Origin of the sequence: Kaistella gelatinilytica (genome assembly GCF_015679325.1) — a bacterium.
In the GTDB taxonomy this organism is placed as follows: Bacteria; Bacteroidota; Bacteroidia; order Flavobacteriales; family Weeksellaceae; genus Kaistella; species Kaistella gelatinilytica.
The window spans coordinates 1-15,536 of record NZ_JADPVI010000001.1; the positions used below are offsets into that span (position 1 = coordinate 1).

The window sequence follows — 15,536 nt, forward strand, 5'->3', positions numbered from 1 at the left end:
AAAAATGATATTTTTAAACTTAATTAAAAATATATACTTAATTTTAGTACATCAAATTTGTCTTTTAAACCTTTAAACCTTTAAACTTTAGAAGTTTGATAATCGTAAAGTACGAACTGAAAAAAAATAAGGATCAACTTTCAAATTAAAATTAATAATTGTCAATCTTCATTCATCAAACACCCATCATCGAACATCCATCACCTAACACCCATCACCTAACAAACTCTACATATTATGGCAAAAACAAACGGAACTTCAACGCCTACTTTCAAGCCGGATAACAGTTCGAAATCAATTTCCGCCAGTCAGATTTTTGGGATCAATCGATTGGTAAAACTTTTGGTGGTGATCGAAGGGAAAGTGATTTCCCATTACAAACATTTTAGTTTGAGCCAACACGCGGGGAAACACCATCGTTTTGAGATGGTTTTGGCCTATGATTCCTTAGGAAACAGAGAGAACCATAATTTAGAATCCTCCAATGAGTTTTTAGGAAAAAGACTTACGGTCGTTCAAAAATATAAAGATATTCCAGACAGTCCGGAGAGAACCTTTGTGGGAGTGATCACCGAAGTCGGTTATTTACAGGATCAAAGTGGACTGGGAAATATAGTATTGTCAGGATACAGTCCAACGATACTGCTGGATGCTGCGCCACATACCCAAAGTTTTGGTGGAGCACAATCGGTAAATATGAGCATCATCGCGAATCAACTCATCAAAGAAGGAATAAATACCGGAAGTTATGATGTAAGAGTAGATGCGAATGATTATTCAGAAATTATCTACAGTTCCCAGTATAATGAAACGCATTACAACTATCTCGCAAGAATGGCAGAAGCTTATGGAGAACAGTTTTATTATGATGGCGAAGTCTTGCATTTTGGAAAACTTCCACCACAGAATCAGCCTTTAAAATTAGTCTATGGCAGTAATGTCAACGATATTAAAATAGAGATTAAAGCCGTTCATACAAAACCTGAGTTTTATGGATATAACAGCAGTCAGAACGCTAAACTAACTTCGGGTTCTACGCCGGCAAATCATAAGAGTGATCTCGCCAATATTGCGTATAAAAAGAATGATGCAGACAGTGGTATCTTTAAAACACCAGCTTTACAGATTGCTCCGATCAGAGCAGTAACCGACAAAGATGTGGTGAATTCACAAACGAGCGCAGCGGGAAGTAAAGCCGTGGAAGTTTTGCATGTAAGTGGAAGTACAACGATCCCATTTTTATATCCAGGTTGTGTAGCAGATCTGGAAATGCGGAAAGAAGACAGCAACCAAACTTCCTATTTTACAAGATTAATGATCATTGAAACGAGCCACGACGTCGATACACTCGGACATTACAAAGGAACTTTCAAAGCCATTGCAAGTGATACTGGCTTTTTACCAAAACCGGAGTTTACGATCCCAATCGCACAACCACAATTAGCCACCGTAATCAGTAACACCGATCCAAGCGGACAGGGAAGAGTTACTGTAAAATTCGACTGGCAGTTGCACGATACGACAGATTTCATCAGAATGATGAGTCCGGATGCAGGTGGAACGGATCAGGTTTCTCAGAATCGTGGTTATGTCGCAATCCCCGAAGTTGGTGATCAGGTAATGGTTGGTTTTGTACACAATCATCCGGATCGTCCTTTTGTGATGGGTGGAATGTTTCATGGGGGAACTGCTTTGGGTGGAGGAGCAAACAATCACATGCGATCTATTCAAACGAAGAGTGGTATTAAAGTTTTGATGAATGATAACGAGAAAAGTGTGACGATTCTGGATCCGAGTGGAAATACTTATTTTATGGATGGAGCGGGAAATATTGAAGTAACGGCTCCAAACAATATGACTTTCACTGCAGGAAAAAACATGACTATTAATGTCGGAGAAAATATGACGACTTCTGTTGGCGCCAATCAAAGTGACACAGTCGGGATGAATAAATCCATGAATGTGACGATGAATTCTACCCAAAGCATAGGTGCCATGAAGATGACTACGGTGGTTGGAGATGCGAGTATGTTTATTACCGGAAAATTAACGGAAATGATTGAGGGTGATGTTCACAGTGAGACGAAAATGGAGAGAAATGAAGTAAGTGAAAAAGATATGAATATTCAGTCTAATGAATTTATTCACAAACATGCACAAAAAGAGGTTCAGAATAATAGTGGTGAAAAATCTAAAGCACATTAAACATGAGCAGAACTAGAATTGTAAAAGGGACTTACACGAAAATTTCCGGTGGTGGACATAGTATGTACTGTAAAGAAAATATAAATAGTTCTGCAGGAAAACAAGTAACTGAAAATGGCTGTGAAAACGGAGTTTTTTATAAAAATCCAGAGACCCCGAAAAAGACAGATAAGGTATATGATGTGGTGATGTTTGTGGCGGGAACAACAGATCCTCTTAACAAATCTGGCTTAAAACACGAGGCAAACACAGGTTACTGGCGAGATAAAGATGCAAAAAATAATCAAAGTAAAGAAAGTTTTTGGGCAAAAGTAAAAGAATTGGGACCACAATTTCAAAACTTATATATCGAAGGGAATTTCTACAGTTGGTCAGGCGATAATGATACTAATGAACGAAATCTTGCTGCAGAAAGATTATTAGATTTACTTTCACGTGTTTATCATTTTAACAACAATCAAGAAGTAAGTTTACATTTAATTGGGCATTCACATGGAGGAAATGTGATTAATCAATTTACAGAACTCATTACTAATAAGGCTATGATCGCTAAATCAGAATTTTTAAAAAAACGTAATGTGACTGGATTTCCAGAACATTGGAAAATTAAAAGCATTACATATTTATCCACTCCATTTTTTCAAAAAAAACACCAGTTAAATCATGGTAAATTGCATAAGGAATGCAAAATAATAAATGTGCATAATGGGTATGATCTAACGCAACAGCTTGTAGCAGATTTTAGTTTAGTGAATCTTGAAGGATTAATAAAATCTTTCGCAGTAGATAATTTTGCTTTGGGTATTAAAATGCTGAAAGAATTTAACATAGATGTAATATTGACCTATGCTAAAAGTTTTATTTGGCAAGATTTTGATAACAGAGCAATTGCGGCAAGAAAGGAAATGGCGAAAGCTGCAAAAGGGATTAATTTAGTAACTCAGGAATTAATTAAATATATAGATTCAATCAAGATAAATAATTCTAATTTGCAAAAGGAAAAAGCTTCATTTATTGGTTTTTTAAGAAGTTTTTTGCAGTGGTCTTATGATGTCTATACAAATTATTCAAACGGAAGCAAAAATTACGGAAAAGCAAAATTTGTTGCAGATTTAAATTTAACTAAGGGAGTAAAAGTTTTAAATATTCTGTTTGCTATTAAAAGTAATCCTAAAGACAGTTATTTGTTGAGTTTATTAGGAGGTGTTTTTGGTGAAAATAAAGGTATAACTGACAGTATCGATGAGACATCATGGAATCCTAAAAAACAAACCAAGAAATTATCAATATTAGATGTTCCTATCTTTGACAAAGATCCCTACAACACCAGAAGTAAAAAAAGCCAGTTTGATAATTTTTTAAAAGGCGCACAAAATGCTGTACATACTAATAATCTTGAAGAGATGCTGATGAGATTATTTAGTCAGTTCATCAATCCTGATAGTTTTGCTAGTGTAGTAAAAATTATTGATTATCTTGTAGAACCTTTTGTTTTTGGTAAACTCGATACTGAAGTGACCATTTTAAGAAAAAATATGGCAATATATTCAGAACTAGTAACCAAATATAATGCACACTTAGTTGCAGAAAAAGATAAAAATATAAAAGCGTTGGATCAAAAGCCTGGTTCGGTGGTTTATTTAGCAACAACATCTCATAGCTTAAGCCATACCCAATTTTGGAAAGAAGTGGAAAATGGGTTGAAAGCTGCTTTTAGTTCTCCAAAAAGTTCACATTATAAAAAAACATGAATATGAAAAGTGCGCAGTCTTATTTAATTAAATTTTTAATAATTTTTATCATTTCAACATTAGTTGTCACCCTTTTTTTTATATTTATTTTTAATAGTTCGTCTGCATCAGTCAATATTTCGTCAATATTTAAAATAGTAAAACAATTCAGTTTAGTAATTAGCATTCCAACTTCAATAATTTTTTTTTTGATAGACTTTATAATACAAAAAATTAAAATAAAGTGGGTTTTATACCTTGTTAGAGGTGTTGTCCTTTTTTCTTTACTTTATTTAGTGAGTTTATTTTTCTCTTTGTATTTAATATCAAGCGCATTACTAAATAATCCAGCAACATAGTAGATTGAATGCTGTTTACTTTAATAGAACCAATTTTTACTTTTTAAAAATTAATGTTTTTAAAAGAATAATGAGCAATTTAATAACTAATCTTGACTATTTAATATATGAGAAAACTAATTCCTTTAATTTTTATAATTTTAATTGTAGGCAAATCACAGTTTTTTGCCCAAAGCACAAAAAGTAAAGATGCTTTTAATGAGATAGTTAACGATGTCGAGGGAGATTTAAATAAAGACAACCTCCCGGATAAAATTATTGCTGCAACTAACAACACAGATGAAATCAGACCCTTTAGATTCCAAATATTTATTTCTCGGCCAAATACCAAGAAACTTAAATTAGTAGTTTCCACAACCAAACTTTTTGAAAGTCAGTATCCTTACGAAAAAGGTAGGGAAGAAAGAAATTTTCGCATACCTGATTTTTTTATTGAAAATGGGAAACTAACGATACTGACAGATGTCAAAGAACTTCACAGCCGTTATATTTTCAGATTTAAGGATGGTAATTTTGAATTGACTAACATTTCGAGAGTTATTCGTGTTGGAAATGAAACTACAACTCAAACTGAAATTAATTTACTGAGCGGAAGCAAAGAAGTTTATGATGAAGATTTTAGCCCAGGAAGAAAATATAAAATCAAACAAAAAACTAAGCCTAAAACTTTGCCCAAAATACAGGATTTGACGTTTTCTGATTTGGAAAGATATTAATTAGTAGTATAAAAAAAATTGAGATTATAAAAATATTTTAATTCAAAGTTCTAAATTGAAATCAATGACAAAGGAAGAACCAAAATATATAAAATTAAGAACAGAAGGAATTTTCAATCTTCAAAACACAGCTAAAGAATTTAATCTAACTTCTGCAGAATTAGTGGCGTTTCACAATCAATATTGCGGCATTCACGAGTTACTTCCCTTGTCTCTTCCAAAATACGTAGAATATATTTATTTACCACCAAAGAATTTTCTGGAAAGAGACATCAAACTTTTAAAAAGCGCAAATCTTCAAATCCCAAAAATAAAAAGTGAAAAAACATATGGCGTAGTTCTCAATTTTCTACCAAAAGAACTCTCGATCCACTATAAAATTAAAGTTATAAGAACTGGAGAAATTATCGAAATAATAAAAGAAAAAACTTACGTAAATAACTTGGAAATTGATCAAACGATTGAGCAGTTATTTGAAAAAGCAGAACAGGTTTTATATCCTCTAAAAATTTCAACAGATATTAATGGAGGTTTAAGTAAAATTTTAAACAGCAGCGAGATCAATGATCGTTGGAAAAGAGAAGCTGAATCTCAGCTAAGAAAATATTATCAGTCAGAAACCGGGGAAGAGATCATCAATAAACTGGATCAGGCATTTTCAGATATAAATAAAAAGCGGGATATGTTTGATAGAAATCTGTTTTACAAACTTTTTTTTCTACCCATTTATCAAAGTTATCAAAATTTTAAAAAAGATGATTATTTAAGCATTTATTTTGCAGGAATTTCTCAGGAAATAAGCTACAGGATTGAATATGACTTACAAAAAGAATTTACAAGAGGTGATAAAATAGCTTTAAATGTGACCGGAAAGGAAGAAGAAAATATTTTTAATAGAAACAGAGAAAAAGGGGAAATCGATTTGCTGTATAAATTGCATAAGGAAACCCATGAGATTTTTTCTATTACCGGAAGTATTTCCGCATTTGAAGACGGTTTAGAATGTAAAATAGATTTTGAATTGTACGAATTAAAAAATTCTCAGTAAATTTAGTAAATAATTAAAGACGCAAAAATGAGTGAAAAACATTTAGTTTGCCAAGGCGCCATTTGCCTCTGCAATTTTGGAACAACTCCGGATAAACTTAAGGTGCTGACGCAGAAAAAACGCTTTATCAACGATAAAGAAGGAAGTACAAAACTCATGGCTACAAATATGGATATTGGTGCTGCAACTTTCGAAAAAAACACTTTTGGTCCCTGCAAGATGCAACCTACGCCCGGCGGATTTAAACCTTGTCAAATTATCGTTACTGCTTGGACCGGTTTTTATGAAAAAATTACTTTAGAAGATAACAGCGGAAAAGCTTTATTAGAAGACAGTAAAGCAACGTGCCCAATTGGAGGTCCAGATTGTATAAAGATTATTGATCATGGACAAACGGCTGAGGTTACTGCAAAAAATGTGGAAAACGCGGATAAGGAAGTTTTGGCGGAGTTGATACCATTTGTGAATGTAAATAAAAAGGTGAAAAAGTATATACCAATCAATAAATAACATTTTTTATGAGTAATAAAACGCCTTTAAAAATACATTTAGAACTTGGGTCAGGACAAATTCTTAATAAAGAAATTGGTTGGCTATCAATCCCTTCAGCAGGAAAAATAAAAGTTTCTATTTTAGAATATTATGAAGAAAAGAAAAAAAATAAGGATCAGATTTTAGATTTACAACAAAAGAAAATTAGTTTACATGATGATTTAATAAAAGATGAAAAAAAATGGTCAGATCTTGCTAATAAACGTTTTAATGAAGGTGGTGATTGGCAGTCTTTTGTAGATGAAAATGGAAAAAAAATTTCTAAAGCTCAAGGAAATCTAAATGCAAATATAAAGCAGGGAAGAGCAGATTATAAAAAAAATGAAGCTGCTCTACAAGCAAAAATAGATGCACTAAAATCAGATATAAAAAAAACGGCAAAAAACTATGAATCTGTCCGATGGGTTTGGCAACTTATCGGAAGCGATAGACCAAACTTAACAAAAGAGAGTTTTAATGAAGCAATTGTGAGTGGTATTCCAGAAATGGAGCTTTCCTTTGACGATTTTTTGGAAGGTGGTGGCGCAGCCTATCTCGAACCTTTTTGGGACGGTGAAATTCCGACAGGTAAATATCCAAATGGTATAATTATCAATTGTTTGGGTAAAAAACCTCAAATCTTAATGGCTGATTGGCGCGATGCCGAAGACAATGAAATTACAAAACCTGTCAAATTTGGATCGACCGTTTATCTAAATGTTTATAGTGAAGCGTTATATGGGAATAATATATATGTACAACTGTTAGATAGAGATAAAGTCGTTCGGGTTCTTAGTTTGGGTTTTACCAACGCAGATGATAAACTATTTGCTTCAGACTATCTCAATAATGAGATAAAAGTTGAAGATCGAGAAGAAAAAGATATAAAGGAAACAAAGAGCCAATTTGAACGCGCTATTACAGTTCATTCAACAAAAAAATATCCTAAAGGTGCTAAAATTGGTAAATTAGTTGAGGATGATGGAAATAATAAGGATAAGAAAATAACCTTAATACCAAATGTTCAAAAATGTAAGTTTCCTGTTTTCATTGATCCTTTCTGGAAAATTTCGGGTGGAGATGAATTGGAAATATATCCGGAGATAGAAAACGGACGAATCCCAAGTGGTAAAAAAACACTTTCAACAGCAATTTTGCAGGTAAAAGATAGCGGTATTTTGGTTGGCGAGAATATTAGTAAATCTAATCAGGTTGTAGTTTTAAGTAATGTGGAAACTGATATGAATTTTTTTCACCATTGTAAATACACTTATATCGATGCGAAATTTAGAAAAGATGACGGTCATATTTTCGACATTAATAATCCTAATAAACGCTTTTTAAAAAAAATTGATTATTATGTTGTCGCTGGTGATAAAAAAGAAGAAAATTATACCATTACTTTTGAAATACCCGACCTAAAAACTGAGGATTGTGTTTTTGAACATGATCCGAAAAAAGACCACGCGTTTAACGCCATACTTGTAGCGGATAAATCAAAATTTATTAATCTAAATGCTACCAATACCAAAATTAGTTTTGATGTAAAATATCCAAAGCCATCAAGACTAGAAGGGGAAAGCATGATTCAAGAGAAAAATGTGAAACCTTTACATTATGCGCTAAGTATGAACTCTTGCGCTGTTTCACTTCCTATTGATCTCTATGTTTATCCCGACGTTTACTATGAATTGGGTTTTAAATTTATGACAAGTAATCCATTTTATGTAGGACAGACTAAATCTTACAATGAAAGAAAATATATGGGAAATTGGGGTTTTTTCGATAAAAGAACCAATAAAAATATACGGAAAGAGCAAACAAGCCAGCGGAAGAAAAACTACAAAAATGAAAAGCAGGAAGTAGGTGAGGGAAAACTGAAATATGATAACTTTGAGGCATTTTTAGAATATGGCTACAATGATGTAAAAGAAAGCAATCTCACCATTGACGGAGAGAATCCTGTTCTTAGTATCATTGATTCTACAATGTGGATTATCAACACCTTGGGAAAGTTAAGTTTTGATAAAGAGGCAGATGAAGCTAAAGCAGAAAATGATAAAAAGAGACCGGGACAGGTAAAAGATAGAAATAAAAAGCGAAATAAATACTTAGCAAGTAAAGGCAAAACTTTAAGTAAAATCCCTTTTAAAGTAGAAATAGGACAGCCCACATTTGCCGGTTCTGTAAAATGGCATTATGACCAGAGTGAAAAAAATGCGGGAGAAATTGGTACCCTCTATGAAGTAAATTTTAAAGCTGATCCTTTAATAAGCATAAAGGGTAGTTTGGATTTGCTTTTCGTTGCTACCAAAATACCTTATGTGGGACAGGCATTAAAAGCGATAACATTTGCCGCAGATACAGTAGGATCTTCAGATGATTTTTGGAATGAAATTGTAGATTTTTTTGGCGGTGGAGATGATTATAAAATACAAATTGATATTGATTATTATCTTGATCTTTTTATTGAAGGTGAGTTTAAAATAGAAGCAACAGCATTAGGCTTTCACACCATCGACCGTTTTCGAAAAGGAAAAATAGAACCCGTTGCGGAAATAAAAGTTGGCATTGAGTGTGGTGGGAGTTTAACTGCTAAATTTGGAAATATTTATTCACTTGAGGCACAGTTCGAAGGGAAAGCAGAAGCAGTGTGGCAGATCAAAAACGATGAAGAGACAAAAAAGTTATCATGCAAATATCAAGGTATTTATGCAACAATAAAATCTAGAGTTGAAATTGATGGAAAAAGAACTGGAAACGATAGTAGAACCTCAAATAAAAATAAATCTAATCCAGAAGAAAAAAAATTTCTATTACATGATGGCTTTTCTTATGAATTTAAATTAGATTAAAATGAAATATATAATTTTTCTTTCAGCCTTTTTTTTGATATTGAATTGTAGTAAAACTAAAACGGATAAAAATATGGATACAAAAATAGCAGCAGTTCCTCAAAGCAAACAAATTACCTATGCAATTGAGGCGCACTCAAATATCCCCATTATATTATATATAAATGATATAAAGGTGTCAGAACTTAATACACCTTTAAATTCCACAATTGATATAAATCCCTACATATTACAAAATGGAACGTATAAAATAAAATTAGTGTTAAATCCTGTGTTCCGAACAGCGGATCTAACATTAAGCCCAAATGATATAAATTCTGTAAAACTTTCATTTGGAAGTTACTTTAGAAATAAAAAAACAGATGACATCTCTGATTATAAAATGGATAAAGTTCTGTCAATTAATGCCCCAGAAGGTGATGTGCCATATTTTGAGCAGGAATGGGAATTACAAGTAAATGATTTACCATACCAAGTTGAAGGCTGGAGTAAAGGACAGGATTTGTCTAAAATCGATAAAAAAGTATTAGAAAGTAAAGTAGTATCTTTTTATGAAAAATTACGAACTATTTTGAATAATGGAGATGGAAAATCTTATGACAAATTATGGACTCAGGCAGACAAAGAACTACCCCTATATAATTATAGCGGTATAGATCAGATTGCTAAATTAAAATCAGTAACGATAGATGATGTAGAAAATAATTGTAAAGATACAATGGTACCTTTAGAAGACTATGAATTAAAATTGTATGGTGGTGGAAAATTAGTTGCTCTCGAAAGAAAGAATCACACGATGTCATTTAATAATAAATCACCACTAGATATCAAAGGTTGGAGTCCGTTAATTAGTAAAGGAGAATTATCTGGTGCTGCAGATTATCCAATTCTTTTATATCTTCCACAAGCAAGTAGAGATTTTGTAATCATCCGTAAGTAAATGAAGAATTTGGTTTTACTTAATTCTCTGTTTTTACTTATTTCTTGTAGTGGTCCAGATAAAAAGGAAATTCCTCAGGAAAAACAAATTACATACTCTATTGATGCTGCCGCAACTATACCAGTAATAATTTATTTTAATGATATTAAAATATCAGACGAAAACACACCCCTTAACGAAAGTGTAGATCTAAATGCATATGCTTTAAAAAACGGTAAATATAAAGTCAAAATTCAAATTCTTCCTGTATTTAGAAGAGGTGATACTAAAGTTAGTCCGGAAGATATTAAATCTTGCAAGTTTAGTCTTGTGAGTTTTGTAAGAAATAAAGAAAATCAAGACAGATTATAATATCATCACGCAACTACCAATAAAAATCCCAGATATACCGGTTCCTTATTTTGAACAAAAATGGGAAGTTGATCTCATAAAATTACCGAATGTTTAAAAAAAATGGCTTACTTGAGATTCTTTCCGCCTTTGTATTTTTGTTATTTCTATTGTTCAGTTTAAACTATTATCGAAGTGATAATTTTAAAATCCCTACATGTGGCAAAAGCCATCGTGGAATGATCACTTCAATTGAAAGTAGCCAGGTGAATTATCAGAACGTTACTATTACGTAATTAAATCATTAGAAGGCAAATATGATTTTACCTTTTCAGTTGAATCCTTTTTATTTATGGTTGTGTTTGGATTGATCTTGATCCTATCTGGATTTTTTTTAATAAGATTTATCAAGAATTAAAAAATTATCTGCATTAGATAATTTTGAGGTGAATCCTTATTCAAATGGTAAAATGGTCTCGCTTACAAGAACAGATTCCGACAGTTAATATGAATCTGTATTGCAAGCCAAATTAAATGTTAATAGCACACAAATATAGGCTCCGGTTTTGTAAAGTAGCAAAAGGGAAAGCCTGAAGTATTTGTAAATACTAAATGGAAAAAAGAAGCTGGCATTATTCTTAAAATTTATCCAACCGTTAAGTGGAGAATAACAGCTAACTTTTTTCAAAAATTCTCCGGGAAATGATTAGATTTTACTGACGATGGTACTTTCACAATACCGCAAAAAAAGAATTTCAGGTTATATAAAAAACAATATATTTTTTTTAAATTATGATTTTTATTTTTTGAAATATGATTCTAAAAATATTAATTAAATACTGTAGTATTTTTTAGTTTTAAATTTAAGAGATATATTTAAACATTGGAATCAAAAACAAATAAAACGCAAAAAATAGTCCTGGCAATTCTGGGGCTGTTTTTTTTGTTTTTTATCTACATCATCCTGTGGTTTATTTTTAAAGATAATATGCCATTTCACACGTATTTGCAATATTTGTCTGACAATTTTGATTACTTTGCTAAAAAGATAGTTTTTGCATTACCGTTATTTATAATCTCAGTTTTATCATTCTTCTTACTTCGCTCAACACCAACAAAACGATTTCTTCGTTTACAGGCATCACTGTCGACCTCCAGGATAAAATCTGTTGCCATGGGCTTGGTAGAAGTGGAAGGAGTCACGATGATGGAAGATTTTTTTATCTCGCCGGTTGGTAAGGAAAAATGCATTGGTTATGAATATCGGGTAGAAACCGTTTACAGAGATTCTGATGGCAAAGATTCGTACAGGCTGTTTAAAAAAGAAAATTTGTGCAAAGATTTTTTTATAAAAGATGATACAGGAAGTATTTTAGTCAAACCAAATGGTTTAGAATTTATTTTTTTCGAGAGTACAAATGTGAAAAGAATAAATAACGAAAGGCATACGGAAACACTTTTAAAAGAAAATCGCGAAGTATTTTTGGTCGGTAAAGCAAATTCTGACGAAGGAAAATTTTTTATTGAGAAAGATCCATACTATAAAATATTAGGTATAACTTTTTCGGACGGAATTTCAATTTGGAATAAATATAATCCACTTTTCAAATCTTTTGTAGCAACCTGTTTTCTTATTTTGGTCGCTATTGCCATTATACTATTGTACTGATGAATAATATAACCTCCACTTTAATAATAATAATTTTATCTGCATCATTTCTTTTTTATGTAATAGGGATTTATAATAAATTGGTAATGCTAAAAAATAATGTTGAAAAAGCTTTTTCCAATATAGATGTTATTCTGAAACAGCGGGCAGACGAAATCCCTAATCTCGTAAGTGTAGTAAAAGGGTATAAAATATACGAACAAGAATTATTAACAAAATTGGTTGAGTTGCGCAGCTCCTATGCTACATCCCAAACCAGCAATGAAAAGACAATGATCTCTAATAATACTTCAAAAGCATTGTCCCAAATATTTGCTGTTTCTGAAAATTATCCTGAATTATTGGCAAATAAAAATTTCTTAGAATTACAATTTAGAATTTCTAACCTGGAAGATATTGTTGCAGACAGAAGGGAGTTTTTTAATGAAAATATTTCAATCTATAACATCGCAGTGAAGGAATTTCCCACCATTATTTTTGCGAAGCTTTTTAATTATAGAGAAAAAAATTTTTTAAAAATTTAAAGGTTAAAAATGGATGCTTATTTTAACAACATAATATATTATTTAAACCAAGGTTCGGAAATAGTCATTTTTTGGGCAATGATTGCACCGCTTGTTTTTCTTTTATTTTTAGTAATTGCAGACAAATTATTGAAAAAGTTTACTAAAAAGTCATATCTGCTTCATGCACTTGTATATACCACTTTATTCACTTTCTTTTTTGGCACTTTTGGGATCTTAATTCTCTTCTTCATCACAGATGAAAACGGTGAAAAATTGGCTTTGTGTTGGCTTGCAATTTTTATGGGGATGTTAGTCTTCTCCCTTTTAAAAACCAATTCAATAACTAAAATGTTTGTGGATTGGTCTAAAATCATTCAGAAACAGAAAAAGAAATAAAAATGAAAAAAATATTAATAGCATCGATTCTCATAATTTCAATTGGTAGTTGCTCCCAGAAAAAAAATAATAAAATTGCTGGTGAGTCATCTGACAGCAAAAAGACCCAAATCAAAGGCGAAAATCAAAAAGATGGTTTGTATAAAACTTTTGAAAATGATGATCACAAATATGGCATTATTGATGAGAAAGGAAATATAGTTATTGAACCCAACTATGATGGTCTCGAAAAAAGAAGTGATTTTTATTATTTAACACATGCTGATAATAAAAAAGATAATTTTGTTTGGCTTGATGTTCAAAATAAGAAACTGATCATCCTGCCAAAATTTGCAGAATATCATTTAAATATTAAAAATAATATTGATGTTGTGTATGATAACGATCAAAAAATGGGTGTTGTTCAAAATGGAAGTAAGATTATCATTCCTTTTATCTATCAAAGTATAGAAAAGTTTGGAAAGCATATTTTTGCAAAAAATGTAGAAACGAGTTCAGTAGATCTCTTTGATGATGCTCTAAAAAAAATTGATGATCATGTAGCCCTTAAAGATGCAATTCTATTATCTGATCAAAGCAAATTAGTTGTTGTAACGGATCTGAAGGATAAAATGGGCATTATGAATTTTGACCTTAAATTGGTTGTGCCCTTTGAATACAGCAGTATCGTTCCCTACACCTTCGACGATAAATATTTCATTATTTCTAAAAAAAATATTGAAGGTAAACCGCTCTTTGGTATAATGGATGATAAATTTAACATCATTATTCCTTTAACCTACGATTTTATTGATGAGAGCGACAGTGCAGAAAAAGAATTAGATGTGACAGAGGGAAAATCTACAATTTCTGTTTTATTTACAGATTTTATTAAGAAAAAATAAAAGTGTTTTTAATCATGGCACCAAGCTAAATAAAGCTTTTAATAAAGCCTTAAGAAATACCGTTGTTGAAATTTGCAAATTCTTTTGCAAGTGAACAACACTCTATTTCATTTCATTAACTTCCTTTGATCAAAAAAGGAAGACGATGAGTAATATCACTTTTTAGAGAGTCCAGTCTATAAATGGGTATATTTATTAGTCCGATACAAAAAAAAACTAAAAATGGATGAGAAAATTTCCGAATCTAAAAAATATCCTTCTGATCATATACAACATTGTCATCTTTTCTTGCCAACAACACAGTAGCATGAAGAGATTTAAATACAACACAGGGAGTTCATGTCCGTCATATTACGGTATTACGACTTATGAACAGATAATGTATTCAGATAGTGACGAGATGATTATGATAGATGGAGTAGGTTCTTTGCGCTCGCCGTGGGGCGATGGTGGAGTAACTTTTATAAAAAATTCGCCGTCGGAAAATCCAGTACCCAAGATACTAAAGTTAGGCTACTATTCCGATACTGAAGATCAATTTTATGAAGGTGAGTTTCAACTTCCAAGTCAGGATATAGAAAAGTTTCTGGAAGAAAAGTCTACAAATTCTGGCGGTAAATCGCAGAATATGATTGAGCATAAATATGATAGAATTGAGATTGGTGTGGCACTTGGAGGAATGATCGTGGTTTGGATGAAGGGTGAAGGTGAACAGAGAGAATTGGGAAAATATAAGGCGAAAATAGTGAAACATCATTGGCAAGATATTTTTGATAACGGAACAAGAGAAGAGGAGGTTAAGTATAATCTTGAAAAAGTTTTTACCAATAAGGTTAAAGAAGAAGTTTTAAACAAAACGTTACCAATTGATCTATGGGAGAAATACCGCGAGAAATTTTCCTGGAATTACAGGGTGAATGTTCCAGAAAATGCAATTGTGAATTCAGTATATTTTAATATGATCAATGCAGAAGCCGAAACAAATAATCAAACCACCAACGCTGATAAGCCTTCAAAAAGAGCGGTGCCTTATCAAGCGGAAATCATTTGGACTTTAAACGGGAAAAGATATGAATCAAGAATTATTTTCGCAGAAGGTGAAAATTATTATAACACCATCTACAAAGGAACGATTGCCAGTAGCGACAATCCTTATCCTGCGGACCTAACAAAAGAAGAGACTTTTCAAAACTTCAAGAAAATGAAACCAGATCACCCTGCAGAATTAATTTTTAATCTTACCTCCAATAGAGAAATTGGTGTTAATTTAAAACAAGAAAGTATTAATGTTAACATTAGAAAAATAACAGGAAAAACCTTTCAACAGTAAAATGAAGTATTTCAATTATAGTATTATCTTATTTCTA

General features: G+C 31.8%; 13 protein-coding genes. All 13 read left to right on the top strand.

Going from position 1 to position 15,536, the window contains the following annotated elements:
- Positions 1-237 precede the first annotated feature (237 nt).
- Positions 238-2,205: a type VI secretion system Vgr family protein gene (locus IV494_RS00005; RefSeq protein WP_196078125.1), complete on the top strand. Its 1,968-nt coding sequence runs from the start codon at positions 238-240 to the stop codon at positions 2,203-2,205.
- A gap of 2 nt (positions 2,206-2,207) precedes the next feature.
- Positions 2,208-3,956 (top strand): lipase family protein, encoded by a 1,749-nt coding sequence (locus IV494_RS00010; RefSeq protein ID WP_196078126.1) that lies wholly within the window; start codon positions 2,208-2,210, stop codon positions 3,954-3,956.
- Between the two features lie 445 nt (positions 3,957-4,401).
- Complete coding sequence (locus IV494_RS00015; RefSeq protein WP_196078127.1) at positions 4,402-5,010, top strand: hypothetical protein; 609 nt, start codon at positions 4,402-4,404, stop codon at positions 5,008-5,010.
- Positions 5,011-5,074: 64 nt separating this feature from the next.
- Positions 5,075-6,058, top strand: coding sequence for a hypothetical protein (locus tag IV494_RS00020; RefSeq protein WP_196078128.1), 984 nt, complete (start codon positions 5,075-5,077; stop codon positions 6,056-6,058).
- A 27-nt stretch (positions 6,059-6,085) separates the two neighbouring features.
- On the top strand, positions 6,086-6,568 hold the full coding sequence (locus tag IV494_RS00025) for a DUF4280 domain-containing protein (RefSeq protein WP_196078129.1): 483 nt from the start codon (positions 6,086-6,088) through the stop codon (positions 6,566-6,568).
- 8 nt (positions 6,569-6,576) lie between these two features.
- Positions 6,577-9,444 carry a hypothetical protein gene (locus IV494_RS00030; RefSeq protein WP_196078130.1) on the top strand — a complete coding sequence of 956 codons (2,868 nt, stop codon included), beginning with the start codon at positions 6,577-6,579 and terminating at the stop codon, positions 9,442-9,444.
- A gap of 73 nt (positions 9,445-9,517) precedes the next feature.
- Positions 9,518-10,384, top strand: coding sequence for a hypothetical protein (locus tag IV494_RS00035; protein WP_196078131.1), 867 nt, complete (start codon positions 9,518-9,520; stop codon positions 10,382-10,384).
- A complete protein-coding gene (locus IV494_RS00040; RefSeq protein WP_196078132.1) occupies positions 10,385-10,735 on the top strand; it encodes a hypothetical protein in 351 nt (116 codons plus the stop codon).
- A 1,153-nt stretch (positions 10,736-11,888) separates the two neighbouring features.
- Positions 11,889-12,383, top strand: coding sequence for a hypothetical protein (locus IV494_RS00045; RefSeq protein WP_196078133.1), 495 nt, complete (start codon positions 11,889-11,891; stop codon positions 12,381-12,383).
- Positions 12,384-12,469: 86 nt separating this feature from the next.
- Positions 12,470-12,907 carry a LemA family protein gene (locus tag IV494_RS00050; protein WP_230379799.1) on the top strand — a complete coding sequence of 146 codons (438 nt, stop codon included), beginning with the start codon at positions 12,470-12,472 and terminating at the stop codon, positions 12,905-12,907.
- Between the two features lie 9 nt (positions 12,908-12,916).
- Positions 12,917-13,285, top strand: coding sequence for a hypothetical protein (locus tag IV494_RS00055; protein WP_196078135.1), 369 nt, complete (start codon positions 12,917-12,919; stop codon positions 13,283-13,285).
- Between the two features lie 2 nt (positions 13,286-13,287).
- Positions 13,288-14,169: a WG repeat-containing protein gene (locus tag IV494_RS00060; RefSeq protein ID WP_196078136.1), complete on the top strand. Its 882-nt coding sequence runs from the start codon at positions 13,288-13,290 to the stop codon at positions 14,167-14,169.
- A gap of 226 nt (positions 14,170-14,395) precedes the next feature.
- Positions 14,396-15,499, top strand: coding sequence for a DUF2931 family protein (locus tag IV494_RS00065; RefSeq protein ID WP_196078137.1), 1,104 nt, complete (start codon positions 14,396-14,398; stop codon positions 15,497-15,499).
- The last annotated feature ends 37 nt before the right edge of the window (positions 15,500-15,536 follow it).

What these genes read in the sequence shown, in the direction of transcription:
- IV494_RS00025 (WP_196078129.1), top strand. Translation starts at nt 6,086, where the DNA reads ATGAGTGAAAAACATTTAGTTTGCCAAGGCGCCATTTGCCTCTGCAAT.
- IV494_RS00040 (WP_196078132.1), top strand. Translation starts at nt 10,385, where the DNA reads ATGAAGAATTTGGTTTTACTTAATTCTCTGTTTTTACTTATTTCTTGT.
- IV494_RS00030 (WP_196078130.1), top strand. Translation starts at nt 6,577, where the DNA reads ATGAGTAATAAAACGCCTTTAAAAATACATTTAGAACTTGGGTCAGGA.
- IV494_RS00035 (WP_196078131.1), top strand. Translation starts at nt 9,518, where the DNA reads ATGGATACAAAAATAGCAGCAGTTCCTCAAAGCAAACAAATTACCTAT.
- IV494_RS00065 (WP_196078137.1), top strand. Translation starts at nt 14,396, where the DNA reads ATGAGAAAATTTCCGAATCTAAAAAATATCCTTCTGATCATATACAAC.
- IV494_RS00045 (WP_196078133.1), top strand. Translation starts at nt 11,889, where the DNA reads ATGGGCTTGGTAGAAGTGGAAGGAGTCACGATGATGGAAGATTTTTTT.
- IV494_RS00050 (WP_230379799.1), top strand. Translation starts at nt 12,470, where the DNA reads ATGCTAAAAAATAATGTTGAAAAAGCTTTTTCCAATATAGATGTTATT.
- IV494_RS00020 (WP_196078128.1), top strand. Translation starts at nt 5,075, where the DNA reads ATGACAAAGGAAGAACCAAAATATATAAAATTAAGAACAGAAGGAATT.
- IV494_RS00015 (WP_196078127.1), top strand. Translation starts at nt 4,402, where the DNA reads ATGAGAAAACTAATTCCTTTAATTTTTATAATTTTAATTGTAGGCAAA.
- IV494_RS00060 (WP_196078136.1), top strand. Translation starts at nt 13,288, where the DNA reads ATGAAAAAAATATTAATAGCATCGATTCTCATAATTTCAATTGGTAGT.
- IV494_RS00005 (WP_196078125.1), top strand. Translation starts at nt 238, where the DNA reads ATGGCAAAAACAAACGGAACTTCAACGCCTACTTTCAAGCCGGATAAC.
- IV494_RS00055 (WP_196078135.1), top strand. Translation starts at nt 12,917, where the DNA reads ATGGATGCTTATTTTAACAACATAATATATTATTTAAACCAAGGTTCG.
- IV494_RS00010 (WP_196078126.1), top strand. Translation starts at nt 2,208, where the DNA reads ATGAGCAGAACTAGAATTGTAAAAGGGACTTACACGAAAATTTCCGGT.